This window comes from Acinetobacter sp. ANC 4654, from assembly GCF_002135425.1.
In the GTDB taxonomy this organism is placed as follows: domain Bacteria; phylum Pseudomonadota; class Gammaproteobacteria; order Pseudomonadales; family Moraxellaceae; genus Acinetobacter; species Acinetobacter kyonggiensis.
The window spans coordinates 492,228-517,618 of record NZ_NEGL01000001.1; the positions used below are offsets into that span (position 1 = coordinate 492,228).

A 25,391-nucleotide genomic window follows, 5' to 3' on the forward strand; every position below is an offset into this window, starting at 1 on the left:
TCGAACAACTTCACAACAATTAAATCGGTTTTTAGTCAATTTTAACTTTAATTTTAAGCCATTCAAATAAACTCTCGAAAAGCTCTGCTTAACCCTAAGCATTTTCACATGTGTTTTTTTTACACAACAGCATTAATCACAACAAGATTAAAAGCATAAAAAAAGCACACCATTATGGTGTGCTTTTTTTAACGGATGCAGATTAGCCCGCTTGATCTAACAACATATTACGGATGTGACCGATTGCTTTAGTTGGGTTTAGACCTTTAGGACAAACTGATACACAGTTCATAATCCCTTTACAACGGAACAACGAGAACGGGTCGTCAAGACGCGATAAACGGTCTTGAGTTGCTGTATCACGTGAATCGATGATAAAACGATATGCATTCAACAATGCTGAAGGACCCAAGAATTTATCAGGGTTCCACCAGAATGATGGGCATGCAGTTGAACAACACGCACAAAGAATACATTCATACAAACCATTCAAATGCTCACGCTCTTCAGGAGACTGTAAGCGCTCTTTTGGAGGAGATGGCTGGTTGTTGATTAGGAATGGCTGGATTTTGTCATACTGAGTATAGAATTGGTTCATATCGACAACCAAATCTTTAACCACTGGCAAACCAGGGAGTGGACGAATTACGATTTTTTCAGGTAAATCGTTCAAATTCCACAAACAAGCCAAACCATTTTTACCATTAATATTCACACCATCCGAACCACAAATACCTTCACGGCATGAACGACGGAATGTTAATGATTCATCCTGTACTTTTAAAGCAAGAAGCGCATCAAGCAACATACGGTGCTTATCAGTCAATTCAAGTTTAAAAGTTTGCATGTACGGTGCTTTATCCTTATCAGGATCATAGCGGTAGATTTCGAAAGTACGAGTGCCTCTACTCATCTTTATTCTCCTAATTAGAATGTACGCGGTTTAGGTTCAATAGCGTCTACAGTCAATGGTCTGTAACGTACTGGTTTGTATTCAAGACGGTTGTCTGATGAATACCATAAAGTATGTTTCATCCACTCATCATCACGACGACCATAAGAGTATGTCGGATGATCCGCAGGCAATTCATAATCAACCACTGTATGCGCACCACGACATTCTTTACGAGCTGCAGCAGAGATTAACGTTGCTTTAGCGACTTCGTATAAGTTTTCAACTTCTAGCGCTTCAACACGTGCTGTGTTAAATACTTTAGATTTGTCTTTTAAGTGGATATTGCGTACACGTGGTTCAATTGCAAGAATTTGCTTCACACCTTCGTCAAGCAATGCTTGAGTACGGAATACACCAGCATGGTCTTGTACGATGTCACGGATTGCATCTGCAACGTCTTGTGCATTTTCACCTGAAGTTGAATCATCAAGATGACGAATACGCTTCATGGTGTTAACCAATGCAGTCGTTGGAACTGGCGTATAGTCTTCGCCGTGATGTTTAGTCACGTAGTCGATAATATGTTCACCAGCCGCTTTGCCAAATACCACCAAGTCAAGCAGTGAGTTTGTACCCAAACGGTTCGCACCATGTACAGACACACAAGAACATTCACCAATTGCATAGAAACCTTTAACAGGTTTTACATAATTGCGATCAGTATTGTTGGTGCTATAAGTATCAGTTGCTTGATCATAGCCTGCTTCTAAAGCGACAGTTTCTGCAGTTTCAGGAACAACAACTTGGCCATGAATATTGGTTGGAATACCACCCATTTGATAATGGATTGTTGGTACAACAGGAATCGCTTCTTTGGTGATGTCTACGTTTGCGAATTTCTTACCAATTTCAAATACTGATGGTAAGCGCTTCATAATCGTATCAGCGCCCAAATGTGTCATATCAAGAAGGATATAATCACCTTTAGGACCACAACCACGACCTTCTTTGATTTCTTGGTCCATTGAACGTGATACGAAGTCACGTGGTGCCAAGTCTTTCAAAGTTGGTGCATAACGCTCCATGAACGGCTCGCCGTCTTTGTTACGAAGGATTGCACCTTCGCCACGACAACCTTCTGTCAACAAAACACCTGCGCCCGCAACACCCGTAGGGTGGAACTGCCAGAATTCCATATCTTGTAATGGAATACCTGCACGAGCCGCCATACCAAGACCGTCACCAGTATTGATATAAGCATTGGTTGATGCACGGTAAACACGACCCGCACCACCCGTTGCAAACAATGTTGCTTTCGCTTGGAATACCGCAATTTTACCTGTTTCTTGGTCAATTGCCGTTACACCAATTACAGTACCTTCATCATCACGAATCAGATCAAGTGCGATCCATTCAACGAAGAACTGTGTACCCATTTTCACGTTGCTTTGATACAGCGTATGCAAAAGCGCGTGACCTGTACGGTCAGCAGCAGCACATGCACGTGGAACTGGCTTTTCACCATAGTTTGCAGAGTGACCACCAAACGGACGTTGATAGATTGTACCATCTGCATTACGGTCAAATGGCATACCCATGTGTTCTAGTTCATAAACCACTTTTGGTGCTTCACGACACATAAATTCGATTGCATCTTGGTCACCTAACCAGTCAGAACCTTTTACTGTGTCATAGAAGTGATAATGCCAGTTATCGTCTTGCATGTTACCAAGAGATGCACCAATACCACCTTGCGCCGCAACAGTGTGTGAACGTGTTGGGAATACTTTCGTCAGCACTGCAACATTCAAACCTGCTTGAGCAAGTTGATATGAAGCACGCATACCAGAACCACCACCACCAACGATAACAGCATCGAAAGCTTGGCTTGGAATATTTGAATAATCTTCTTTAGGGGTTATAGCGCCCATGACATTTTCCTATCAATTCGCCCAAAAAATCTGGATTGCCCAGATTGCATATGCAAATACAGCAACAATTACTGCTGAAGTCAGCACAAGGCGTAAACCTGAAGCTGAAGGACCCATTTGACGAGTAGTCACATAATCCGTGAATACCTGCCACATACCAATCCATGCATGCGCAACTAGAGATAAGACTGCCAATAAAGATAAAATCTTCATAGGTAATGTCATCATAAAGCCATACCACTGTTCAAAGTTGAATCCACCATTACACAGGATCCAACCAAATACCACAACGGTATAAACAGCCAGTACAACAGCACTCAAACGCTGGATAAACCAATCGCGAGAACCTGAACCCGAAAAACCAGTAGCACTTTTCATTAGAGTACGATCCATACAAATGCTGCAACAATACCGATTGCAGACAAAATTAATGCGATAGTAGATGCTACTCGGCCACTTTGCAGTTCTTCAGCAATACCTTGGTCAGCAAGTAAATGCTTAACACCTGCAATAAAGTGGAAAATTAAGCCAGCTACAAATACCCATACGATGAAGCGCACAATGAAGCTACCAAAGATTGCTTGAACTTGAGCAAAACCTTCAGCAGAAGACAATGATTTGTCTAAAAGCCACAAAAGTACTGGTACGAGTAAAAATACGATGACACCAGAAAGTCGGTGTAGAATTGATGCAATAGCCACAGGGGATTTTAAGTTTACTTCTAAAACTTGACCCATGGACAAATTGACAGGTCTGTTGCTTTTCACAGCGGGCATCCTGTAAGTAAAAACTCCATCCGGAGTTTGTTGGAATTAATTCGAAGGAAAGCTAGCATTTTTAGGTAATTGCTATCTCCAGCAACGCCTAAACTTAAAACGACACTGAATTATAAAACGTCAACTATCAAAATACAAACAATCAAAGACTGCTTTTTGAATAAAAACCTATAAACAAGAATCATTAACAATAAAAAACATCCTATATAAACCAATAATTTAGCTTTAATCCATAGCTATACCCTTGGTTTTTATAAGTAAACCACCCCGACTACACCCTTTTAGTGACCTCTATGCACCACTATAATTTAGACTAAAGATATTTAAAATATCCACTCTATATCTATGTGCTTTCATTTACATGGGAGGACTTGCATTTCCTATCAAAATGTTCACTATTTATTTTTAAAGATAATTTAGATATATAACCAAATGAAATAATAACTTAGCTACAAATAAATATGATTAGACTATGCCTGCGAATGAATTTAAACTTAAAAAAATTGCAAAAAATGACGCATTTTGATTAACTTTTAATCAATTCACAATTCTCAATGAGTCATTTTTTAACCAATCAAACACAGTAAATGCATTCGAATTTAATGCCAAATAAAGCAATAAAATGAAATATTATTTGAACAAAAATGAATGTAAGTTATGAAAATTAGATAAATTTCGTAAAAAGAGATTAGCACCATTTGTTCAAAAAATTGAACCCGTATTTTTTTATAAACATTTACAATTAAAGCTATATTTATATTTTTTTCTGCACCAAGCGAATAATTTCACTTATTATAGCGCGTCGGTGCTGTGATTTTATTCATTTTTTATTTTAGGGACGATAAACTAAACCTCTGCGAGGGCATCAGTTTTATCCATAAGTATAATTGACAAAATTTCAGTACTCACTAATCTTATAGCAAATTTTTGATCCATCTGATTCGCGCATTATAAAGATGAGTACTACGAGTCGGATAAAACAATCACCAGGACAGGAGATCGATTAAATGTCTGACGCAACTGGCAAAAAAGCCGTTTTACAGCTTGATGGCAAAGAAATTGAATTACCAATTTACAGCGGCACATTGGGCCCAGATGTAATCGACGTTAAAGATGTGTTGGCCGCAGGTCACTTTACTTTTGATCCTGGTTTTATGGCAACAGCTGCATGTGAATCTAAAATCACATTCATCGATGGTAACAAAGGTATTCTTTTACACCGTGGTTACCCGATTGACCAACTTGCAACTAAAGCAGACTACCTAGAAACTTGCTACTTATTGTTAAACGGCGAACTTCCAACAGCCGAACAAAAAGTAGAGTTTGATGCTAAGGTTCGTAACCATACGATGGTTCATGACCAAGTTAGCCGCTTCTACAATGGTTTCCGTCGTGATGCTCATCCAATGGCGATTATGGTTGGTGTAGTGGGTGCGCTTTCTGCGTTCTATCACAACAGCTTAGACATTGAAAATGTTGATCACCGTGAAATTACAGCAGTCCGTTTGATTGCTAAAGTTCCTACGCTTGCTGCATGGAGCTACAAATACACAGTCGGTCAGCCATTCATGTATCCGCGTAACGACTTAAGCTACGCTGAAAACTTCCTATACATGATGTTTGCAACTCCTGCAGATCGTGATTACAAAGTTAATCCTATTCTTGCTAAAGCAATGGACCGTATCTTTACGCTTCATGCTGACCATGAACAAAATGCGTCTACATCGACTGTACGTTTAGCTGGTTCTACTGGTGCTAATCCTTACGCATGTATCGCTGCGGGTATCTCGGCACTTTGGGGCCCTGCTCACGGCGGCGCGAATGAAGCTGTTCTTAAGATGCTTGATGAAATCGGCACTGTAGAAAATGTTGCTGAGTTCATGGAAAAAGTAAAAACTAAAGAAGTTAAACTCATGGGCTTCGGTCACCGCGTTTATAAAAACTTCGATCCACGTGCAAAAGTAATGAAAGAAACCTGTGACGAAGTACTTAGCGCGCTAGGTATTAACGATCCACAACTTGCGCTTGCAATGGAACTTGAACGTATTGCGTTGTCTGACGAATACTTCATTAAACGTAATTTATACCCGAACGTAGACTTCTACTCAGGTATCATCCTTAAAGCGATTGGTATCCCAACAGAAATGTTTACGGTAATCTTCGCTCTTGCACGTACAGTTGGCTGGATCAGCCACTGGTTAGAAATGCACAGCGGCCCTTACAAAATCGGTCGTCCACGTCAACTTTACACTGGTGAAGTTCAACGTGACATCGCAGGTCGTTAATTCTTAAGAGTTAAAGATTAAAAAACCACCCTTTTGGGTGGTTTTTTAATGTACAAAATATATCCACCATTCATCAATGAACAATATCGTAGTGCTGTAAATTCATTTCTTTTAGTTGTTGTTTTAACTTACCCAACGACCAAGGCCAAGCAGCAAAGTTACGCCCATGCGCATCTAAGTAATAGCTTTTACAGCCACCACTATTAAATACAGTGGTTTGTAGCTGCTTTTGCAACCTAAAATTATGTTTGCGTACCACTTCTTTTTTTATTTCAAAACGAATAAATTTCAGACTTTTCATTTTCACCAAAGCGCTAACAATATAGTCCAGCTGTGCTTCTGCAATACCAATAAATGAATCATAGACTAAAATATTTGGCCCCAGTACCAGAAAGGCATTTGGCACACCTTCAATACTGGTGCCTAAAAAAGCCTCTGGGGAGCTGTCTTTCCACAAATCTGCAAGTAACTGCCCCTGAGCATTGCTGACACGCTTTCCAATTGGTGGATGAGACACCTCAAAACCCGTGCCCCAAATAATCACATCCACGTCATGTCGCTCACCATTGGCAGCAATAAGCGTATTACCTTCCACCTCAACCAAACCATATGGAATAAGATGCGTATTGTCTGCTTGCAATGCAGGATAATAATTATTGGCAAACAATAAACGCTTACAACCAATCGAAAAATTAGGCGTGACATTTTTACGTAATTGTAAATCTGGAATTTGCCAACTTAATAATTTCCGACTCAGAAAATTAACTGGTTCTAAAACTTTGGGATTACGTAAACCAAAGTTAATAATATTTAATGAACTCGCAACCACCCCACGCCATTTCTGCTGAATTGCTGGGATTTTTTGCACCAAAAGCTTGCCTTTTTCACCCAATGGAAAATCAGGTTTAGGTAACACCCATGGTGCAGTCCGCTGAAAGATAAACAATTCACTCGCCAAAGGTTGAATTTGCGGCACAAACTGAATGACTGATGCCCCCGTTCCAACCACCGCAATTTTTTTAGCGGTTAAATCATAGTCATGATTCCATCGTGCAGAATGAAACATTTCCCCCTTAAAGGTTTCAATTCCTTTAAGTTTAGGCATGGAAGGCTCAGTAATCGGACCCGTGGTAAAAATCACAGTTTTGGCCTGATAAGTCCCTTTTTTGGTTTCTAGCTGCCACTCATGTTTTTCTTCATCCCACTTTGCATTCATGAGTTCATTATTAAATTCGATTTTTTGCTGGAGATCGAATTGCTCTGTAACCTCTTCTAAATAACTTAAAATTTCAGGTTGCTTGGCAAATAAATGGCTCCATTTATAACTCGGTGCAAATGAGAATGAATACAATGCAGATGGCACATCACAACCACACCCGGGATAGGTATTTTCACGCCACGCTCCGCCGACACGATCCGCTTTTTCAATCACAATATAATTATCATAACCCGCTTTATTGAGTTTTACCGCAGCAGCAATTCCAGAAATTCCAGCCCCCACAACGATCGTGTCATACACATGGCTAGGCAGCTGTACATTATGATCTGCTGTGTTTTTAGCTTTAGCTGAGGTTCGCTTTTTAGTGGGTTTCGCTATAACTGGTTTTGAGTTTTGTAGTATCGTTGCATCATCATTTGTTAAAGCGACATCAAGTTCGGTTTTAATATTCATTCTCTTAACCTTCTTATTTTTTTATGTATTTACTAAAGATTGGATAACCCATCCCAAGCAGTTTCGCATATAAGCTGGGTGCAGTACGCTTCATCAACCAGAACAATTTTGCATCAGGTTGAGGAATGGTGTAAAGCCGACCTACATCTAAATTATTCAGTGTTTTAATTACCACTTGATCACTGGTGGTAAAAGCATGATTCATCAATAAATCATCGGCTTGTTCCGAATAATGACTCGGTAAGCGTCCATTTTTCATAATATTGGTCGGCACCAAGGTTGGACAAAGCACATTCACCCTGATATTTGCATGACGTAATTCTGCTGAAAGCGTTTCCGACAACGCCAATACACTCGATTTAGTCACATTATAAGCAGTCATTTCAGGTGCCGCAGTAAAGCCTGCCGCAGAAGCCACGTTAATAATCGCGCCATAACCTTGTTGTTTAAATTTAGGCACGAAGTAGTGACAACCATAAATCACGCCCCATAAATTAACCTGCATACACCACTGCCAATCCTCCAGTGAGACTTCATCAAATTTCCCACCCAAACCCACGCCAGCATTATTAATTAACAAGGTTACGGGATGATTCATCAGTTGCTCGGCTTGATCAGCCAAAGCTTTTACTTGATCCTGATTTCCTACATCATATTGCACAGCAAAAGCTTCTGCCGAGGTGAGACTTTTAATCATCTGCACCGTTTCATCGGCCGCATCTAAGTTAATGTCCACACAGACAATGGTGCCGCCACGCTTCGCCAACTCCACAGCAAAACTACGCCCGATACCACTTCCCGCACCTGTGACCACAGCATAGGCATTTTTTGTAGGTGCCAACTTTTTTGAAAAAATAGCCATATTTTTATTCCATTTATTTTGTCTTTATTTAAGTTTTATTTTTTAAACTTTTAGTGCTGGGGTAAACTCCTTGACAAAATAAGCTGCCAATACACCATCGGTAGGATTAAGTAAACGCTGTTTGTAATAAGCAAGAAATGCCGAAGTATCATGATCATTCGGATGAAAATCAGGACGTAAATAATCAAAAATATGCTGAATACTGCTGCCGTAAACACCATCTTTTAGCCCAAAAATCAGCCCAACACTGCGACGCATATCTTGCCAATAACTCAAACTGATCAAATTTTTAGGATTGCGATAAAAAGGAACCAGTAACGATGCAACTGAAATCAGCACTAAAATCGTAATCAGCGCGGGGAAAAACCCAGCAATACGTAACGCATAGTTGTTCGACAAAGTCTGAAAGACATCGAAAGCAATATCTTTATGTTCTGACTCCTCCAACATGTGCCACATCCAAATCGCACGCTGTTTTTCATCTTGAGACTCAAAAAAGATATCTTCATGATTCATCATATATTCAGCTAAAACAGCAGTAAAATGCTCAATTGCCGCCATCAATGATAATTTCATCGGTTGTGGTAAGCGATTAAAACCATAATCAAAGACCCAACCTGCCCAAGTACGAAACAATTTCACGGGCAAATCAACTTGTAAAAAGGCATCATTCAATTCTTCATGTAATTTAGAATGCAATGCCTCTTGACCAATCAGCGAAGTCACACGTTGCTTTAGTAGCGGATCTTGAATCAAATTACGATGGTAACGTGCAGTATCAATCACCAAGTCCTCACCATAGGTGAGAAAAATCGACAATGATGCAAAATAAGCACTGGCCAATTCGGCATTCATATAAAACTTGTAATCAATCTGCTGAGGATCGAAATCAAACTTCATATGACGAATAGGTACAATGGGAGATTGTTGATCTAAGCTAAAGGGTGCAGCTGCAAATTTCTTTGCAAATGTAGCTTTTATAGATTGTGCAAATGACATGGCGACACCTTATTTTCCTATGTTGAGCAACTTTTATTTTTAAGGGTAATTCTGCTGACAACTTAAAAATAAAAACCAAACCTTGTAGAAAAATTAAGCGATACCATCCTGTATGCCATTAGCAATTCACATCAACTGATTAGCAAATTATGACTTTAGATTTGCTTGTCTAACAATTTTTAGCGCAATTTAGCAGTTCAGGACAGAATCATGCTTTATGAGACAAAAACGGAATACAGGCTTCATAAGCCTGACACTCTTGCCCACATGCTTTTTTCATAAAATAGTCCTGAACCATCTGCGCCTGTTGCTCAATGCCATACTGTAAAAACAGTTTGCCTTGCTCTAAAATGTAATCATATTGACGATTGAATATTGCTTTCCGAACGACAGATAAGCCTTGCTGAATTTGCCAAACATGGGTGAGCTCATGAATCAGCCATGACTGCTGCTGTAAAGACCGCGTTGAGAAGTCTTCACACCAGTTTTGAGGATTAAAATAAACATTACCATTCGGGCTGATGGCATAATTTTTAATGACGCCACGATGCGCCACAATCCGAATAGCATCCAACTCTAAATGCGCACCAAAAACAGACTTGGCAAGCTGTTTTTCAGCCTGCGTTAATTGACGGCTTTTAATTTCAAGTAATTGATTTAAATTATTTAATATAGATTTCATAAGTCATGTCATCTGATCTGGCAATCACCACACATTCTTCACTTGACTATTCTCTCATTAACGCTGTAATTTTTTGTCTTAATTCGGATTTTTTTTTGTTTTTCTCTCATTAAATGCCGCAATTCGTATATAGTATCCAATTGCTAATTATTGATTAAACATCTATTTGTTTATCGTCACGTATACAGCGTTGAACTAATAGCCATAATAAATCAAAAGTCTGTGTATATATCCCTATAGGTATAGGATTAAGTTGGAATGAAAAGTTTTAAAATTGCCCTTGCACAATTCTCTCCGCATATTGGCAATATCGAAGCAAATGCTCAAAAGATGCTTGAGCAGATAAATGAAGCGAAAAAACAAAAAGCTGATTTAATCATCTTCCCTGAACTCTCAACCGTAGGCTATCCTGCGGAAGACTTATTACTTCGCCCGAGCCTTGCTAAACGCACACAAAAAGCATTTGAGCTGCTTAGCCAAGTAAAAGATATTGTTGTGGTCTTTGGTTTTGTCAACCAAACAGAAGACGGTCAACGCTATAACGCAGCAGCGGTCATGAAAGATGGTCAGGTGCTGGGTATTTACAACAAGCAAAACCTACCAAACTATGGTGTATTTGATGAAAAACGCTATTTTAGCGAAGGTCAACAACACCTTGTTTTTGAATATTTAGGTCATAAATTCGGTGTTCTGATTTGTGAAGATGCTTGGTCGCTTAATACGGTGCATCAACTCTCGCAACTTAATGTTGAAACAATTTTAGTTTTAAATGCATCACCTTACGAAGTGGGTAAACCTCAGCATCGACTGACTACTATGGGTGAACTTGCAAAACAATTGCATGTTAACTTGGTTTATACCAATCAAGTTTGTGGTCAAGATGATCTCATTTTTGATGGCACCAGCTTTGTGATCAATCAAGATGGGACTACTGCTTTACAAGCGCCAAGCTTTAAAGAAGATCTGTATTACGCTGAATATGAAGTTGAACAAAAAGCCTTTAAAGTAACTAGCATTACTCCAGTTTTAGAGACCATGGCTGAAATCTACCAAGGCTTGGTGTTAGCGACGCGTGATTATATTCAACGTTCTGGTTTCGCAGGTGTCATTCTCGGCTTATCTGGCGGCATTGACTCAGCATTAACACTGGCAATCGCTGTTGATGCCATTGGTGCGGATAAAGTACAAGCCGTCATGATGCCTTATACTTACACCGCTCAAATCAGTATTGAAGATGCCGCAGCACAAGCCAAAAACATGGGTGTAACATTTGGTATTGCCGAAATCAATCCAGTTGTAAACAGCTTCATGCACACACTATATCCATTCTTTGGCAATAGCCCTGCTGATGCCACTGAAGAGAACCTACAGGCACGTGCACGTGGCACATTGCTCATGGCCTTATCGAATAAATTCGGTAATCTTGTTTTGTCTACAGGCAACAAATCAGAACTTGCTGTGGGTTACTGCACACTATACGGTGATATGGCAGGTGGTTACGCAGTACTCAAAGATGTGTATAAAACCATCGTATTTGAATTGGCAAAATATCGTAACAGCATTTCAGAAACACCCGTCATTCCTGAACGCGTGATTACTCGCCCACCTTCTGCAGAACTTCGTCCAGATCAAAAAGACCAAGACTCTCTACCGCCTTATGACATTCTAGATGCCATTCTTTATGCTTATATTGAAGAAGATATGAGCCAAGATGACATCATTGCCAAAGGCTTTGAAAAAGAGGTGGTTGAAAAAGTGATTCGCCTAGTTGACCGTAACGAGTACAAACGTCGTCAAGGTTCGATTGGACCACGTATCAGCTCACGTGCATTTAGCCGCGAGCGTCGCTATCCAATCGCTAATGGATGGATAGCAGGTGTCTAAGCCTGACTTCGCTCAACAGTTTGCTCAAGCGCTTATGCTTGAGCAAACTCGCTTTATTAAAAAACAATTATTATCAGAACAAAATAATCCATACATCGAAAAATTTGTTCATCACATTTACAGCCATTCAGATCAAATTCTATTAAAACAATTCATTCAACTTGAAGCATTACAAGGTGTGGTTCAAAAATATGCGTTTGAATTAAATTTAGGCGCAGAAATTCTAGAATTTATTGGTGTGATTGCACAAAGAATTCATCAGCTTGCGATCAACAGCAACACTCAAATGAATGCGCTATTTTCCGACGAATCATTTGAATTATGGATGTCCAAGATCCTTGAATTAGATCAGCTACGTCATTACATCCAAGCGAACTTATTACATAACCCACAAATACAACACGTGAGTTTACAGCTTGCAAATCAGATTCTAGAAAGTAATACTCCTTGGCTTGATCATTTGCGTAAGCTCAATACACATGACCATGGTTTAGGTTCTAAAATACTCAGCTTTATTCAAGACCAACAACAAAATATTGAACTCAAACTTGAGCAGCAACTCGCTCAGGCATTGCTCAAACAGTTGGGCAATATCATTTTATTACCCAATGAAGAGCTTGCCGATATTAGCCTACACTTATGGGATGATATTAAACAAAGAACACTCAAAGAAACCTTCTCTCAATTTCAAGCAATCGACTTTGAGGAGTTTTTCATCTTGGTGTATGAAACATGGCGACAGTTACGACAAGCAGACTATTTACAACACGTTATTTTAGATGTGGTTGCTTGTTTTTATGACTATTTTGCGGAATATAACTTACAAGAATTATTACAGTCTGTAGGACTAGATGAAGCTGATTTACATCAGGAAGCATTGCGCTTTTTACCCTACACCCTGCAAGCTTTGGAACAACAAGGGTTATTAGACGGGATTGTAAAAGAACTCATTTCACCTTTTTATCTCAGTGAAACCACGCATCACTTTATACAGCAATATATAGAAAATAATATGTAATTTTTGTCTGGCTATCTCATTCCAAACAAACCAATTTCCACTTTTCGACCCACAAAAAAAGAGACCATGCTGAGAGCATGGTCTTTTAAAATGGTGGCTATGACGGGATTTGAACCTGTGACCCCCGCATTATGAGTGCGGTGCTCTAACCAACTGAGCTACATAGCCATAAACTGTGCGCGCATTATCTAAATTTACACGAGTAGCGTCAAGTCCTTTGTTTTTCGAATGTTCATACTTTAAACAATTTAAAAGCTTTTAGTTAAATTTTAAACAAAACCTTCTTTTATTCATGTTATTTTTCACAATACCTTCTCAATTAAAAATCTAACCAAACAGAGAAAACATGAATCAATTCAAATTAGCATGCTTAGGCTTAATCATCTTTATTATCTCAGGTTGCCAAGTCATCTCACCTCTTTTTGTAGATTATAACGGTGTACGAATGGATGTAGCCAAATGGATCAACAATCATCAACTGCTCAGCATGCAACAAAAGCGCAGTTTAGTACAACTAAGCAAGACACAGCAAAAGCTATATCAAATTGAAAACAAATCGGAAGAACAAAGAATTCAAATCATTAAAGAAAATATGATTGCCATGCACTGTGCTCAACCATACCTCACCGAGCATAAAATAAAGCAATTGCAGAACCAAATTTTTGATCATGATCAAAAACAGCAGATTTTAGATACCTACAACCAAGAACGCCAAAAAATAACAATTGATCTAAACTCAGTACAATGTGAATAGTCCGCTAAAAATCCACTTGATTATGATGGCTTTATTTAGACTTATCTTGCACTAAGCCAAAAGCCTGAATAACTTTAATTGACTCATTTACAGGAAACAATCAACAATCAACAATCAACAATCAACAATCAACAATCAACAATCAACAATCAACAATCAACAATCAACAATCAACAATCAACAATCAACAATCAACAATCAACAATCAACAATCATGTTTAAGTTGATATGTAGTCCATAGCAATACCAGCATCACTGGCGGGTGCATACTTAAATTTGAGTTTTTTAATTTTTTATATAGTTACTCAATAAATTAAACTTATTTATTAAATTTTAAGCATAAAAAAAGACCACGTTTTTAGAAACGTGGTCTATGAAAATGGTGGCTATGACGGGATTTGAACCTGTGACCCCCGCATTATGAGTGCGGTGCTCTAACCAACTGAGCTACATAGCCAAAACTGTGCGCATATTATCTATTTCAAGCAACCTTTTGTCAAGAAATATCGCACAATAATTGTAAAAAATTAGTGAAGTGAGCCGATAAGCCGGGTTCTGTCGTGAACGATCATTCCTCTAGGCGTACAATCACTCGTACGCTCAAGCGACCTACCCGAATCCAGCACGGGCCGTGCCTCAGGATTCCTATTTGGTCTTGCTTCTGGTGGGGTTTACCTTGCCGTGAACTGTTACCAGACACGCGGTGCGCTCTTACCACACCCTTTCACCCTTACCATCTCTCTTGGTTTCCCCGAAAGGAAATTGCAAAGATGGCGGTCTACTCTCTGCTGCACTTGCCGTCGGCTTTCACCGCCCAGGCGTTACCTGGCACCCTGCCCTATGAAGCCCGGACTTTCCTCCCCTGCTTCAATCACGGAGATTTCCACAGCAGCGATCGTCTAGCTCACTTCGGGGCGCATCTTATCAAACTTCAGCACTAATTGCTTGTGCTTTTTTGAGCAATCAGTTTTTTATATTTATCCATCAACTCATCTTGTGACTCCATATGCTCTGGATCGAGCGGAATACAATCGACTGGACAAAATAATTGGCACTGTGGTTGATCATAATGTCCAACACATTCAGTACATAAATTGGGATGAATTTCATAAATGATTTCACCCATAAAAATAGCCTCATTGGGGCAAACAGGCTCACAGACATCGCAATTGATGCATTCATCAGTAATATATAAAGACACGCTACCAACCTTGTTGATGCTTGCGTTCAAAGGCTTCGACCACACATTGTGGTACAAATTTACCAACATCACCTTTTAAACGCGCAATTTCTCGAACCATTGTCGAAGAAATAAATGAAAATTGTTCAGAGGGTGTTAAAAATACAGTTTCAAAATGTTGATCTAACTGGCGATTCATATTCGCAAGCTGAAACTCATATTCAAAATCTGAAACAGCACGCAATCCACGCAATACAGCTGTTGCACGCTGCTCACGAGAAAAGTTTACCAACAAACCATCAAAACCAACAAACTCGACATTGGAAAGATGGCTTAACGATATTTTAGCCAATCGAATTCGTTCATCTAAACTAAAAACTGGGTTTTTATGATGTCCAATTGCAATTGCAACCACCACCTCATCAAACATTCTTGCTGCACGGGCAACTAAGTCAACGTGACCATTGGTAATTGGATCAAACGTTCCTGGATAGATGACGCGAGTTTTAGACATCCGTTTGTACTCTAGTTTATTGTTTATACTTCTAGTTTAACAAAAACTTCCTTTTTAGCGAACATTCTCCTTAAATTTGAAATTACTTCACCTTAGAGCGAGTTTAAGGCAAAATATAGTTAATCTTGGAATATTAGTATTATGTCGAAATCAATCGTAGTTAAAAAAAATAATGGTGGCACTATTGCGCAGAATAAACGCGCTCGCCATGATTATTTTATTGAAGAGAAATTCGAAGCTGGTCTTTCATTACAAGGCTGGGAAGTGAAGTCTTTACGCGCTGGACGTATGACCATTACTGAAAGCTATATTCTTTTTAGAGATAACGAAGCATTTTTGTTTGGGGCGCAAATTCAACCGCTACTCTCTGCATCTACGCATGTAGTTCCTGAAGCAACCCGTACACGCAAGTTACTGCTTTCGCGTCGTGAACTTGAAAAGTTGATGGGTGCAGTCAACCAAAAAGGTTATTCATGCGTACCACTGGCGTGTTACTGGAAAGGTCGTTTAGCTAAAATTGAAATTGCTTTAGTCAAAGGTAAGCAAATGCATGATAAACGTGCCACAGAAAAAGATCGTGACTGGCAACGTGATAAAGCACGAATTTTTCATAAGTAACTGTCATTTCAATAAACAAAGAGCTTTGTATTTCAAAGCTCTTTGAAATTTTTTATTTATACTGCGTCTTCGCTCTCAATACGTCCAAACTTTTCAATCGCAGCTTGTACAATTTTATCAAAATAAGGATGAGCTTTTTCTAACTTACCTAAAGCATCCGTAATCGGTATTAAAGCATCTTCTAAAGTATCACTTTCATAATTTTCGATAAAAGTTTTTGGTTCAATTCCATCTACAACGATATACCAACTCCCATTTGAAGCATTAAATTTAAAACCGCATTGCTCAATTTCTGGCTGTAATTGATTTTTCTCGTTTGCAAATTCATTCCATTTTTTCTTGTTTACTTTTTCTTTATAATTTTCATACCATGGATAAATACTAAAAATAATACGATCAATATCGTTTTTAAGAAATGTACTTACCCACCATTCATGATAATCACCACCTATTTCACTACTTTCGCAATTTAAACAATAACGAGCATAAAAATTTTGATGCTTAAATTCCGTTTCTTGCTTAGCCTGCCAATTTTCTGGTGCAAATTTAAGATCATTTTTTTCATAAAAATTAAAGTTACCACCCCACCCCTCAAAACCCTCAAGATATCTTTTGACAACTTCATCAACTGAAGTCAGCAATTTTTCAGCTATTTCCCCTTCAAGAATTATTTTTGCTTGCTCTAATAATTGAATATTTTCAATAATCAATTTTGCTGCTTGCACATTGCTCATCGTATTTTCTCTTACATAAAGTAATTGGTTTAAAAAGTTTTAATATGATCGGCAAATTGTTTTGCTAACCATGCTCCTCGATTGGTTACATTTGCTTGCACTGCATATTGATATAATAACTTTGAAATATCTGACCACGACATTGGAATCAATCTTTGCTGAGTGTCATTCCGTAAATCATCATGAATCAGTTTTGTAATATCATCATTATCATTTAATAAAGCTGCTTTAATTTCATGTTCAGTTGTTGATAAATAACCTGTTTTTGTTAGATAAATAACACCCCAATCTTTCTTAATATTTTTAGTTTTCAACATCGCTTCTCTATAATAACGTTTAAGTTGTTCTTTTCCTTCTTGTGCATTAATTTTCACTTCAACAAATAAAAGAAATTCAGGTGCATCAATTTCTATATCTACCCGATTTTCTATATTACCTAATGGACAACATTCAGCGATAATTGAATAGCTTTTAGGTTCGTAACAAAATCGTGGTGGCAATAATTTCAGAAATTCCACTAAAATTTTATTACCTTGTCCATGATCACCACGCCAATCTAAAAGCCATTTTAAAACCTGACTATTTCGGACTTCGTTTGTTTTTAAGCCTGCTGTTTGCCAGACATTCAATACAAGACCATTTTTTCTTGCTTCACGTATAGGCTCCACTGCTTTATCAAAATTTTGAAAGAAGCCTTCCAAACTTGCATAATCAACATATAAAGGCTTTTCTTGAGGCTCTTTAATTGTAGGTAAATTTATCCACTTCTTAAAAAACAGATTTAACTTTTCTGCAGTTTTTTGATCTGATAGCTCATTACTATGTGACTCCTCTAAAATTTTCCAATCCTGAACAAAAATTGATAATTGATTGGAAAACTCAGTTTCATTTAAACTCATATTCTTTTGTTCTCTTTACATTTTTGCTATTTCTACATAATAATGCTTTGCTTTCTGTTGAATTTCATCAAACAGCCCAAAGTTTTCATTTATTTTTACTAATGCACTCTGAATAGGTTCGAGTGATTTATCCAATGTACCTTGGTTATACTCTTTAATAAACAAATCAGAATTTAACGGATCTATTTTAAGCAACCAAAATGCAGAGCAAGTATCGAATCCAAAGCCCAAGCCCGCTAACTCTTGATATTGCATCAAGGTATTCTGTCGGAAATGATTCCACTCACACAGTTCTCGGTAATTTTCCATTTCTGCGATTTCTTTAATTAAACCTTCGCGTTTATAAGAAAGTTTACGTATAAGATTATAATTTAGAAAAAATTGTAGCGTTATATAGCCCTGTTCATGTCTAAAAAAATTTGCTGTTGGAAATCTATTATTATTGATTCTAAAATCTTCATCAGAATTATAATGACTCCATCTGTCATAATGAGTAAGCTTGAAAAAAGCATAACTTTCATAGATATCAAAACTTTCATCTGAAATTAATTCATCCTGTTGCTCAAAATGAATCCATTGTTTTGGAGCAAACCATAATTCTTTATATTCAAAATTAGCACACACATCTCAGACCATCGTTTGCCACGTCATATCAGGAAAATCATGTTTTTGTTGATTCCAGATCATGGTCTCAATGTTTTCAAAAAGTTTTCCAGTAACTTTTTCTTCAAGAAAGTTTCCCATTCGAATAATGGAAGACAAGTTACTCAAAATACTATCTACAGATATATCATTTTTCATTATTTTACCCTTACTATTCAAGTATTCAGAAACTTAGCAATGGGATCACATAAATCATTTTTTTCTAATGCAATAGATGCCCTATCAACAATCTCTTCACGCAATTCATCTGGTGATATGATCTGAATTAAATGTGCATTTTTCGCAAACCACTCCATACGACTTCGAGTGATCACACTCCGAGCATTTAGCTCATAATACTGATCGTGTAAATGAATAATTGTTTGATCATTACCTATCGGATTGATTTCTAATTCTTCCAATAACTCTCCTTCAAAGACGCAAAATACTCCCAATTCTTGCCTATCAAAAAAAGCATCTTCGAACTCACGCTCTTCAACCAAGTCATCAACATCATAGGGATCAATATTTACTGAAATTTTTTCTGGAATAATTTTAACTTCAGTAAAATTCAGCATATTAAATGTACGTAACTCACTTTTTCCTTTAATGATTTTGCTAGCAATTAAAAATTGTTTATAGCCATAGTGAATAATTCCATGAGGCTTTAACGTATATGCTTGGCTTTCGAAATGGCCTTCTTTTCTGTATTGAGTATCAAGCCAAATATCATCTTCTAAAATTACTTGATAAATTATTTTGATTTCTTTTGAATCATAATGACTATTTTTATTTTGACTATAACCAGATGGCACAAAACGAAAACGAGATTGCCAATTATCCAAACGAGTATCTTTGGTTAGTTGTTGTGTTGCCGCTTCAAAAAAGCCTTTTACATTTTGGTGAATATCATATGGCAAATATTCGCTTAAATAATTATTTGCCATGACCAAGACCAAAGCTAACTCAGAATTAAACTGCTCAATGAAAGCATCTTGGCTTAATTGATATTGTTTTGCTTTTCTACCTTTACCATCAGTTACAGAAAGTGCTCCAGTTGAAAGTAAACTGGGAATGAGCTCTAAATCTCTCTGTATTGCTTTAGTTAATGATTTTTCTTCTATGTCATCACCATAACAATGACGTACTTGCTCTTTAAACTCTTCTATTGTTAAAGCCGATCTGGGTACACGTGGTAAAACACTATAAATTTTTAATACACGGCTTACGAGGTTTACATTTTTCTTATCCATGACTGCTATTCTGTTCATTTATGTTTCAATCAAGAATAACAGCTTTAAAAGACATTCAATGTCTTACAAATAAAATATATAAAACCTCCAATTGGAGGTTTTTTTAATCTTAATTTAAGCGATTTAGCAATAGTGCGAGATGCGCACCAAATCGAGCCGCTGTTTCCAAATCCCCTTCGGGCGGCGTGATCTCAGCAGGTGCATTATCAGACTGGGTCATTAAACCCAAAAAGCTCGACATACGGTTAATATCTTGCGAACTGCGTCCTGTAGGCATAAAAGGCAAACCTGCCCACAACATGCCATGCTGCATGGCAAACAAATTGATTTGCTGCAAAACAGCCAACTTATCACCACTTAAANCCACCGCCATTGGTAAAACCAGCTGCAAGCTTGCCCTGCCATGTTCGAGCCAACCACCGTTTAGAAGATTGCTCCATAAATTGCTTCAAGGCTGAGGTCAAACTTCCCATATAAGTAGGACAACCCAAAACAATCGCATCAGCTTGGTCTAGTATCTCCCAATCTACATGTTCAATGTTCATGCAATGCACATTTATACCCGTTTGCTCAGCCCCTTGAGCAATAAAAGATGCGACCTTTGCAGTATGTCCGTATGGGCTGTGATAAACGATGGCAAGAGATTTTGAAGATAAAGACATATCAATAAAAACAGTAAATTTTAATGAAGTTTAACAGTTTCAAGCCATAAACACGAATGTTGCCATGCGTCCTGTTTTTGCTTCACGGCGGTAGGAAAAATATTCGTCTGTTTGCCGATAGCTACACTGGTCGCCACCAAGCACTGTTTCAATCCCTTGTTGTTTCAAGATATAACGCGCAATCGCATATAAATCAGCATAAAACTTACCCACTTTTTCGCTGTCTTGAAAAGCAGTTTCTAATTCTGGATATTTAGCACAAAAAGCCAATTTCACTTCTGTACCAATTTCAAAGTTCGGCTGGCTAATTGCCGCACCCAACCATGCCCAAGTCGGCTGACTTTGCATCGCAGTAATTGTATTTTCAACAATGCCTTGTGCCAAACCTCGCCAACCTGCATGTAAATTGGCAACTTCGGTGCCATCTGCATTTCCCAGCACCACAGGCAAACAATCCGCAGTCATCATCATCAACGCATGGGCCTTACGCTGAGTAACCAGACCATCGCCTTCTAATGCTGTAAATGGAATTTCTTCATTAATCGTATGACAAATGGTGCTGTGGGTTTGCGTCATCCAAGTCATTTTATCAACGCCAAAATCTGCAAACTCTTGCAGCAAAGCCATACGATGCTGCTGTACACGCTTTGCATCATCACCGACATGCAATGCCAAGTTAAATCCTACAAGCTCAGGCTGAGCAGAAGCTTGAGCTTTTGCATAATGTACTCGTGTCTGCCCAACATATACACCTGATGGAAGTCCCTGAACAAATTGCATGTCTATTTCCTTGTCATTCACCCAACATCAAAGCAACTTAATACGCTTTATTTTCGCTGCGTAATACTTCAACCAGTTGAGCGAAGTCCTCTGGCCAAGGTGCTTCAAACATCATTTCTTCACCCGAACGCGGATGAACCAATCCAAGTTTTGCTGCATGTAAAGCTTGGCGTTTAAAAGCACGTAAAGTGTCACCCAATAACTCTGAAGCACCCGCAGGTACACGCACACGGTTCATGTACACTTGATCGCCGACCAAACCAAAGCCAATATAGCTAAAATGAACACGAATTTGATGGGTACGACCTGTTTCTAAACGTGCTTGAACACGCGTAAAATGCTGGAAACGCTCTTTCACGTTGTAGTGAGTGACCGCATCCTTACCACCTGGCAAGATCTTCATTTTAACGCGATCGACAGGATGACGTTTAATCGGTTCATCAATTGTTCCACCTGCAATAATATTGCCGTAAACAATTAAGTCATAAACACGATAAACCGTTTTCTTCGCCAATTGCTTGCTGAGCGAAAATTGTGCTTCTAAGTTTTTAGCCACCACCAGCAAGCCACTGGTGTCTTTATCAATACGGTGTACTAAGCCGGCACGGGTCAATTCCGCTGACTTAGGATAATGGTAAAGTAATGCATTCACCAATGTACCTGAGCTGTTGCCAGCGCCTGGGTGTACAACCATACCAATCGGTTTATTCACCACCATAATATCGTCGTCTTCATACACGATATTAAGTGGAATATTTTCAGGTAAGCTTTTAGTTTGAACTTCGAGTTCAACATCAAGTGTTAAAAGTTCATTACCTTCACATTTATACTTTGGCTTAACGCTGTTACCATTTGCCAACAAATGGCCTTCTTTTAGCCACTGTTTCAATTTTTCACGCGAAAAATCGCTCCAGATTATCGCTGCGACTTGGTCGATACGTTGTCCTAAATAGCTTTCATCCAATTGAAATTGCAACGATAAACGTGTTGCAGTTGAGTCTGAAGTATGGTTATCTGCATCCTCAGAATCTTCAAGTAAATTGAAATCAGTTTCAGGTAAATTAGAGTTAGAAGATTGTGCTTGACTCATTTGCTCATTCAGACAAAAGTGGTTTAATAGCGCAATTGTAGCTCATTGCCAGTACTAACAGAGGAATTTTTATGTCGTTACCACGTTATAAAATGACAATGCTTGCTTTATCTTTAGGCGTTGCAACGGCAATAGTAGGCTGTAGCAGTAATCCGAAGAAAGAAATTGTGGATACAGGACCACAATCTAGCGAGCAAGTTTATATTCAAAAAGCAGAAAAAGCGCTCGAACGTGGGCAATATACCGATGCTGCAACGCATCTAGAAGCTTTAGACACCTATTACCCTACAGGTGACTACGCACAACAAGCTCAATTAGAATTATTGTACGTCAAATTCCAACAAAAAGATTATGAAGGTGCAATTGCACTGGCTGAACGTTTTATTCGTTTAAATCCACAACATCCAAATGTGGACTATGCTTACTATGTTCGTGGTGTCGCGAATATGGAACAAAACTATGATGGCTTATTACGTTACACCTCATTAAAACAATCCCACCGTGATGTCAGCTATTTAAAAGTGGCTTATCAAAACTTTGTCGATTTCATTCGTCGCTTCCCATCTAGCACTTATGCTGTAGATGCAGCACAACGAATGAAATTTATTGGCAATGAATTGGCTGAAAGTGAAATGAATGCGGCACGTTTTAACATTAAGCGTAAAGCATGGTTAGCCGCTGTTGAGCGCTCTCAATGGGTGATTGAACATTTCCCTCAAACCCCTCAAATCCCTGAAGCTTTAGCCACAATTGCTTATGGTTATGACAAGTTAGGTGATCAAGTCACTTCAAAACAATATATTGAAGTATTAAAGCTGAATTATCCAAACTTAGTTAAATCTGATGGTAGCGTGAATCTTCGTGCTGCACGCAGTGAAGGCAGCTGGGTGAATCGTGCAACTTTAGGTGTTTTCGGACGCGAAGCTCAAACATCAACCGATACAGAACAAAATCAAAATTCTGACGATACTCAAAAACGTAGTATCACCAATCGTTTAAGTTTTGGTTTACTCGATCGTCCACAAGCAGAAACCAACATTCCAGCACCGAAACAAGAAACGCCAAAAGAAACACCAGCAACTGAATAAGCCAAGCTTATTGTTCGCATTTTCATGAAGGGCAAGTTATCATACTTGCCCTTTTGTTATTTTAACCGATCATATTGATCATTTTGTGCAAAAGGTATACAAATTAACCTTTAATTGCTTGCGCACTTTCATTCTGCGTAAATTCTGACCTCTGATTCGTCAGTCATTTTTAATAGATAGATCTCAACTCGACTGCATACGTATGGCTATTCCTCAACACACGATTGATCAAATATTAGATCGCACAGATATTGTCGATCTGATTGGTCAGCGCGTGAAACTTAAGAAAACAGGTCGCACCTATTCAGGTTGCTGCCCTTTTCATCAGGAAAAATCGCCATCGTTTCATGTTTATCGCGACAAACAGTATTTCCATTGCTTTGGTTGCCAAGCCAACGGAAATGCCATCCGCTTTTTAATGGACATTGACGGGCGTAATTTTGTCGATGTGATGAAGGATCTATCTAGCCAAACAGGTATCGAATTACCGAAAGACAATCAAGATTCAAAACGCCTCTCTTATAAGCGCGAAATCAAAAAACCTATCAGCGTTCAAGTGGCTCCCGCAGCTATCGTAGCAGAACAACAACCTGCGCCAAATGTTGCTTTTAGCAGCAACGATCCTTTTGAAGAATTTCAAAATGATGCCTATACAGAGCAACATTTTAATCATAACGATCCTTTTGCCGCATTTGAACAATTTGATCCGATTGATCAAAACACAGTTCAAGATGGCAATTTATACGATTTACTGGAAAATATTGCGCTGTATTATGCGCAGCAATTACCGCACAGTCAGACCGCACAACAATACTTTAAACAACGTGGCTTAAGTGCAGAAACCATTCAATACTGGCGTTTAGGCTATGCCCCTGAAGATTGGCAGCATTTGGAAAAAGCGTTTCCTTATGACATTGAAGGCTTAAGACAACTGGGATTAATTCGTACCAGTGACAAAGGTCGAGACTTCGATTTACTACGTGATCGAGTCATTTTTCCCATTCGGGATCCCAAAGGTCGCGTGGTCGGTTTTGGTGGTCGTGCGCTCAATGATGAAATCAAACCCAAATATATTAACTCACCCGATTCTGAAGTGTTCCATAAAAACCAACTGCTGTATGGTTTATATGAAGGACGCAAACAAAAAGCTCACGATTGGTTAATGGTTGAAGGCTACATGGATGTGATTGCTTTACAGCAATATGGCATCTATGGTGCGGTTGCAACGCTGGGAACAGCCAGTAATACTGAACATCTAAATATTTTATTTAAGCAAAACAATCGTATTACCATTGCTTTCGATGGTGATGCTGCTGGGCAAAAAGCAGCAAGACGAACTTTGGAAATTGCTTTACCTTTACTCAATGATGGTCGCGAACTTAAGTTTTTCGTACTCCCTAATGATCACGATCCAGACTCTTTAATTCGTCGTGAAGGTTTAGAAAGCTTTCAACGTATGTTACAAACTGCGCCTTTATTGTCCGAGTTTATTTTTGCGCATTTAACTCAAAATCACAACAGCACATCACCTGAAGGTAAAAGTCAGGTGATGGGTGAGTTAAAACAGCTCACTGAACTGTTACCCAAACATGGTTCTTATCGTTATTTACTACAGCAATATTTCCGTGAAAAGCTTGGTTATAGTCGTAAATGGCAACCGCAAGTCAACAACGATGCATCCTTAAGCTTTAGCACCAAAATTGATGCTGAGGAATATGTGATTGCGATTTTAATGAATCACCCCTATCTTTATATTCACTTTGAACCCCTACGTGCTTTAATTTCACACAATCAATTATTATTTAAAATTTTAAATATTTTTAATACGATTTTTGATGATTTACCCGATGATACAGAGCTATCTCAGTATTATGTTCTAGGTGCATGTGCCAACTTTCACCACGACTTACAGCACATTTTACCTCAAGCCAATATTAGTGATTACACCTCATCACCTGAACAAGCAGACAAACTCGCTGAAGATTTTTCTATTAAATTACAATACCAATGCTTGCAACAAAAAATTAAATCGAAAAAATTTACCAGCATTGCCGAAATGAGAAATTTAAAACATCAAATTTATGAAATTGATAAAAAAAGATCACTGACACTTTTAGAAGATTAAATTTTAATTTTTGAATCAATCGATTACATAATCTCAATACGGTGATGC

24 protein-coding genes, 2 tRNA genes, 1 other RNA gene and 1 pseudogene are annotated in these 25,391 nt (G+C 38.4%); 7 read left to right on the forward strand and 21 right to left on the reverse strand.

Annotated elements, in window-relative coordinates; all coding sequences use genetic code 11:
* Positions 1-202 precede the first annotated feature (202 nt).
* Genes B9T24_RS02290 through sdhC form a run of 4 tightly spaced genes read right to left on the reverse strand, consistent with a single transcriptional unit; the run spans position 203 to position 3,602 of the window.
* Positions 203-913, reverse strand: a complete 711-nt coding sequence (locus B9T24_RS02290) for a succinate dehydrogenase iron-sulfur subunit (protein ID WP_086164314.1) — start codon at positions 911-913, stop codon at positions 203-205.
* A gap of 14 nt (positions 914-927) precedes the next feature.
* Positions 928-2,826, reverse strand: a complete 1,899-nt coding sequence (gene sdhA, locus B9T24_RS02295) for a succinate dehydrogenase flavoprotein subunit (protein WP_086164315.1) — start codon at positions 2,824-2,826, stop codon at positions 928-930.
* 12 nt (positions 2,827-2,838) lie between these two features.
* Positions 2,839-3,204 (reverse strand): succinate dehydrogenase, hydrophobic membrane anchor protein, encoded by a 366-nt coding sequence (gene sdhD / locus B9T24_RS02300; protein ID WP_086164316.1) that lies wholly within the window; start codon positions 3,202-3,204, stop codon positions 2,839-2,841.
* A complete protein-coding gene (gene sdhC / locus B9T24_RS02305) occupies positions 3,204-3,602 on the reverse strand; it encodes a succinate dehydrogenase, cytochrome b556 subunit (RefSeq protein ID WP_086164317.1) in 399 nt (132 codons plus the stop codon). Before sdhC ends, sdhD begins: the two co-directional genes overlap by 1 nt.
* Positions 3,603-4,609: 1,007 nt before the next feature.
* Between sdhC and gltA the strand changes: the two genes are divergently transcribed.
* Positions 4,610-5,887 (forward strand): citrate synthase, encoded by a 1,278-nt coding sequence (gene gltA / locus B9T24_RS02310; RefSeq protein WP_004651294.1) that lies wholly within the window; start codon positions 4,610-4,612, stop codon positions 5,885-5,887.
* A 73-nt stretch (positions 5,888-5,960) separates the two neighbouring features.
* Here the strand turns inward: gltA and B9T24_RS02315 are convergent, their stop codons facing one another.
* The 4 genes from B9T24_RS02315 to B9T24_RS02330 all read right to left on the reverse strand — a co-directional run bounded on the left by B9T24_RS02315 (position 5,961) and on the right by B9T24_RS02330 (position 10,102).
* On the reverse strand, positions 5,961-7,559 hold the full coding sequence (locus tag B9T24_RS02315; RefSeq protein WP_228145675.1) for a flavin-containing monooxygenase: 1,599 nt from the start codon (positions 7,557-7,559) through the stop codon (positions 5,961-5,963).
* A 13-nt stretch (positions 7,560-7,572) separates the two neighbouring features.
* A complete protein-coding gene (locus B9T24_RS02320) occupies positions 7,573-8,421 on the reverse strand; it encodes an SDR family NAD(P)-dependent oxidoreductase (RefSeq protein ID WP_086164318.1) in 849 nt (282 codons plus the stop codon).
* Positions 8,422-8,463: 42 nt separating this feature from the next.
* Positions 8,464-9,420 carry a metal-dependent hydrolase gene (locus tag B9T24_RS02325; RefSeq protein ID WP_143223726.1) on the reverse strand — a complete coding sequence of 319 codons (957 nt, stop codon included), beginning with the start codon at positions 9,418-9,420 and terminating at the stop codon, positions 8,464-8,466.
* Between the two features lie 208 nt (positions 9,421-9,628).
* Positions 9,629-10,102 carry a type IV secretion protein Rhs gene (locus tag B9T24_RS02330; RefSeq protein ID WP_086164319.1) on the reverse strand — a complete coding sequence of 158 codons (474 nt, stop codon included), beginning with the start codon at positions 10,100-10,102 and terminating at the stop codon, positions 9,629-9,631.
* Positions 10,103-10,360: 258 nt separating this feature from the next.
* On the opposite strand from B9T24_RS02330, the gene B9T24_RS02335 reads away from it, so the two are divergent.
* Positions 10,361-11,986: an NAD+ synthase gene (locus B9T24_RS02335; protein ID WP_086164320.1), complete on the forward strand. Its 1,626-nt coding sequence runs from the start codon at positions 10,361-10,363 to the stop codon at positions 11,984-11,986.
* Positions 11,979-13,004, forward strand: coding sequence for a hypothetical protein (locus tag B9T24_RS02340; protein ID WP_228145676.1), 1,026 nt, complete (start codon positions 11,979-11,981; stop codon positions 13,002-13,004). The genes B9T24_RS02335 and B9T24_RS02340 overlap by 8 nt, the downstream gene beginning before the upstream one ends.
* Before the next feature lie 91 nt (positions 13,005-13,095).
* Here the strand turns inward: B9T24_RS02340 and B9T24_RS02345 are convergent.
* Positions 13,096-13,172 (reverse strand) — tRNA-Met (locus B9T24_RS02345).
* A gap of 178 nt (positions 13,173-13,350) precedes the next feature.
* Here B9T24_RS02345 and B9T24_RS02350 point away from each other — a divergent pair.
* Positions 13,351-13,758, forward strand: a complete 408-nt coding sequence (locus tag B9T24_RS02350; protein ID WP_171264821.1) for a hypothetical protein — start codon at positions 13,351-13,353, stop codon at positions 13,756-13,758.
* A 380-nt stretch (positions 13,759-14,138) separates the two neighbouring features.
* Here B9T24_RS02350 and B9T24_RS02355 read toward each other — a convergent pair.
* The 4 genes from B9T24_RS02355 to coaD all read right to left on the reverse strand — a co-directional run bounded on the left by B9T24_RS02355 (position 14,139) and on the right by coaD (position 15,452).
* Positions 14,139-14,215, reverse strand: a tRNA-Met gene (locus B9T24_RS02355).
* A gap of 71 nt (positions 14,216-14,286) precedes the next feature.
* Positions 14,287-14,669: RNase P RNA component class A (gene rnpB, locus B9T24_RS02360), an RNA gene on the reverse strand.
* Between the two features lie 26 nt (positions 14,670-14,695).
* Entirely contained in the window at positions 14,696-14,959 is a 264-nt protein-coding gene (locus tag B9T24_RS02365; protein WP_086164321.1) for a YfhL family 4Fe-4S dicluster ferredoxin, read from the reverse strand.
* 1 nt (position 14,960) lies between these two features.
* Positions 14,961-15,452: a pantetheine-phosphate adenylyltransferase gene (gene coaD / locus B9T24_RS02370; protein WP_004651258.1), complete on the reverse strand. Its 492-nt coding sequence runs from the start codon at positions 15,450-15,452 to the stop codon at positions 14,961-14,963.
* A 141-nt stretch (positions 15,453-15,593) separates the two neighbouring features.
* On the opposite strand from coaD, the gene smpB reads away from it, so the two are divergent.
* Positions 15,594-16,070 (forward strand): SsrA-binding protein SmpB, encoded by a 477-nt coding sequence (smpB, locus tag B9T24_RS02375; protein ID WP_004651257.1) that lies wholly within the window; start codon positions 15,594-15,596, stop codon positions 16,068-16,070.
* Between the two features lie 56 nt (positions 16,071-16,126).
* On the opposite strand, the gene B9T24_RS02380 is transcribed toward smpB, so the two are convergent.
* From B9T24_RS02380 to rluD, 8 genes and pseudogenes are all read right to left on the reverse strand, one after another.
* Entirely contained in the window at positions 16,127-16,804 is a 678-nt protein-coding gene (locus tag B9T24_RS02380) for a hypothetical protein (RefSeq protein ID WP_086164322.1), read from the reverse strand.
* A 29-nt stretch (positions 16,805-16,833) separates the two neighbouring features.
* Positions 16,834-17,703: a PD-(D/E)XK nuclease family protein gene (locus tag B9T24_RS02385; protein WP_086164323.1), complete on the reverse strand. Its 870-nt coding sequence runs from the start codon at positions 17,701-17,703 to the stop codon at positions 16,834-16,836.
* Positions 17,704-17,718: 15 nt separating this feature from the next.
* The gene (locus tag B9T24_RS02390; protein WP_228145677.1) at positions 17,719-18,327 is read right to left on the reverse strand and encodes a hypothetical protein; all 609 of its coding nucleotides are present in this window, start codon (positions 18,325-18,327) and stop codon (positions 17,719-17,721) included.
* A gap of 3 nt (positions 18,328-18,330) precedes the next feature.
* A complete protein-coding gene (locus B9T24_RS17070; protein WP_228145678.1) occupies positions 18,331-18,504 on the reverse strand; it encodes a hypothetical protein in 174 nt (57 codons plus the stop codon).
* A 17-nt stretch (positions 18,505-18,521) separates the two neighbouring features.
* Positions 18,522-19,598 carry a helix-turn-helix transcriptional regulator gene (locus tag B9T24_RS02395; protein WP_171264823.1) on the reverse strand — a complete coding sequence of 359 codons (1,077 nt, stop codon included), beginning with the start codon at positions 19,596-19,598 and terminating at the stop codon, positions 18,522-18,524.
* A 109-nt stretch (positions 19,599-19,707) separates the two neighbouring features.
* Positions 19,708-20,260 (reverse strand): annotated as a pseudogene (locus tag B9T24_RS02400) (flavodoxin family protein).
* A 39-nt stretch (positions 20,261-20,299) separates the two neighbouring features.
* Positions 20,300-21,040 (reverse strand): peptidoglycan editing factor PgeF, encoded by a 741-nt coding sequence (pgeF, locus tag B9T24_RS02405; protein WP_086164325.1) that lies wholly within the window; start codon positions 21,038-21,040, stop codon positions 20,300-20,302.
* A gap of 37 nt (positions 21,041-21,077) precedes the next feature.
* Positions 21,078-22,130 carry a 23S rRNA pseudouridine(1911/1915/1917) synthase RluD gene (gene rluD / locus B9T24_RS02410; protein WP_074945591.1) on the reverse strand — a complete coding sequence of 351 codons (1,053 nt, stop codon included), beginning with the start codon at positions 22,128-22,130 and terminating at the stop codon, positions 21,078-21,080.
* A 71-nt stretch (positions 22,131-22,201) separates the two neighbouring features.
* On the opposite strand from rluD, the gene B9T24_RS02415 reads away from it, so the two are divergent.
* Complete coding sequence (locus tag B9T24_RS02415; RefSeq protein ID WP_086164326.1) at positions 22,202-23,218, forward strand: outer membrane protein assembly factor BamD; 1,017 nt, start codon at positions 22,202-22,204, stop codon at positions 23,216-23,218.
* Between the two features lie 202 nt (positions 23,219-23,420).
* A complete protein-coding gene (locus B9T24_RS02420; protein ID WP_086164327.1) occupies positions 23,421-25,343 on the forward strand; it encodes a DNA primase in 1,923 nt (640 codons plus the stop codon).
* The last annotated feature ends 48 nt before the right edge of the window (positions 25,344-25,391 follow it).

What these genes read in the sequence shown, in the direction of transcription:
- B9T24_RS02290 (WP_086164314.1), bottom strand. Translation starts at nt 913, where the DNA reads ATGAGTAGAGGCACTCGTACTTTCGAAATCTACCGCTATGATCCTGAT.
- sdhA (WP_086164315.1), bottom strand. Translation starts at nt 2,826, where the DNA reads ATGGGCGCTATAACCCCTAAAGAAGATTATTCAAATATTCCAAGCCAA.
- sdhD (WP_086164316.1), bottom strand. Translation starts at nt 3,204, where the DNA reads ATGAAAAGTGCTACTGGTTTTTCGGGTTCAGGTTCTCGCGATTGGTTT.
- sdhC (WP_086164317.1), bottom strand. Translation starts at nt 3,602, where the DNA reads ATGCCCGCTGTGAAAAGCAACAGACCTGTCAATTTGTCCATGGGTCAA.
- gltA (WP_004651294.1), top strand. Translation starts at nt 4,610, where the DNA reads ATGTCTGACGCAACTGGCAAAAAAGCCGTTTTACAGCTTGATGGCAAA.
- B9T24_RS02315 (WP_228145675.1), bottom strand. Translation starts at nt 7,559, where the DNA reads ATGAATATTAAAACCGAACTTGATGTCGCTTTAACAAATGATGATGCA.
- B9T24_RS02320 (WP_086164318.1), bottom strand. Translation starts at nt 8,421, where the DNA reads ATGGCTATTTTTTCAAAAAAGTTGGCACCTACAAAAAATGCCTATGCT.
- B9T24_RS02325 (WP_143223726.1), bottom strand. Translation starts at nt 9,420, where the DNA reads ATGTCATTTGCACAATCTATAAAAGCTACATTTGCAAAGAAATTTGCA.
- B9T24_RS02330 (WP_086164319.1), bottom strand. Translation starts at nt 10,102, where the DNA reads ATGAAATCTATATTAAATAATTTAAATCAATTACTTGAAATTAAAAGC.
- B9T24_RS02335 (WP_086164320.1), top strand. Translation starts at nt 10,361, where the DNA reads ATGAAAAGTTTTAAAATTGCCCTTGCACAATTCTCTCCGCATATTGGC.
- B9T24_RS02350 (WP_171264821.1), top strand. Translation starts at nt 13,351, where the DNA reads ATGAATCAATTCAAATTAGCATGCTTAGGCTTAATCATCTTTATTATC.
- coaD (WP_004651258.1), bottom strand. Translation starts at nt 15,452, where the DNA reads ATGTCTAAAACTCGCGTCATCTATCCAGGAACGTTTGATCCAATTACC.
- smpB (WP_004651257.1), top strand. Translation starts at nt 15,594, where the DNA reads ATGTCGAAATCAATCGTAGTTAAAAAAAATAATGGTGGCACTATTGCG.
- B9T24_RS02380 (WP_086164322.1), bottom strand. Translation starts at nt 16,804, where the DNA reads ATGAGCAATGTGCAAGCAGCAAAATTGATTATTGAAAATATTCAATTA.
- B9T24_RS02385 (WP_086164323.1), bottom strand. Translation starts at nt 17,703, where the DNA reads ATGAGTTTAAATGAAACTGAGTTTTCCAATCAATTATCAATTTTTGTT.
- B9T24_RS17070 (WP_228145678.1), bottom strand. Translation starts at nt 18,504, where the DNA reads ATGAAAAATGATATATCTGTAGATAGTATTTTGAGTAACTTGTCTTCC.
- B9T24_RS02395 (WP_171264823.1), bottom strand. Translation starts at nt 19,598, where the DNA reads ATGGATAAGAAAAATGTAAACCTCGTAAGCCGTGTATTAAAAATTTAT.
- pgeF (WP_086164325.1), bottom strand. Translation starts at nt 21,040, where the DNA reads ATGCAATTTGTTCAGGGACTTCCATCAGGTGTATATGTTGGGCAGACA.
- rluD (WP_074945591.1), bottom strand. Translation starts at nt 22,130, where the DNA reads ATGAGTCAAGCACAATCTTCTAACTCTAATTTACCTGAAACTGATTTC.
- B9T24_RS02415 (WP_086164326.1), top strand. Translation starts at nt 22,202, where the DNA reads ATGTCGTTACCACGTTATAAAATGACAATGCTTGCTTTATCTTTAGGC.
- B9T24_RS02420 (WP_086164327.1), top strand. Translation starts at nt 23,421, where the DNA reads ATGGCTATTCCTCAACACACGATTGATCAAATATTAGATCGCACAGAT.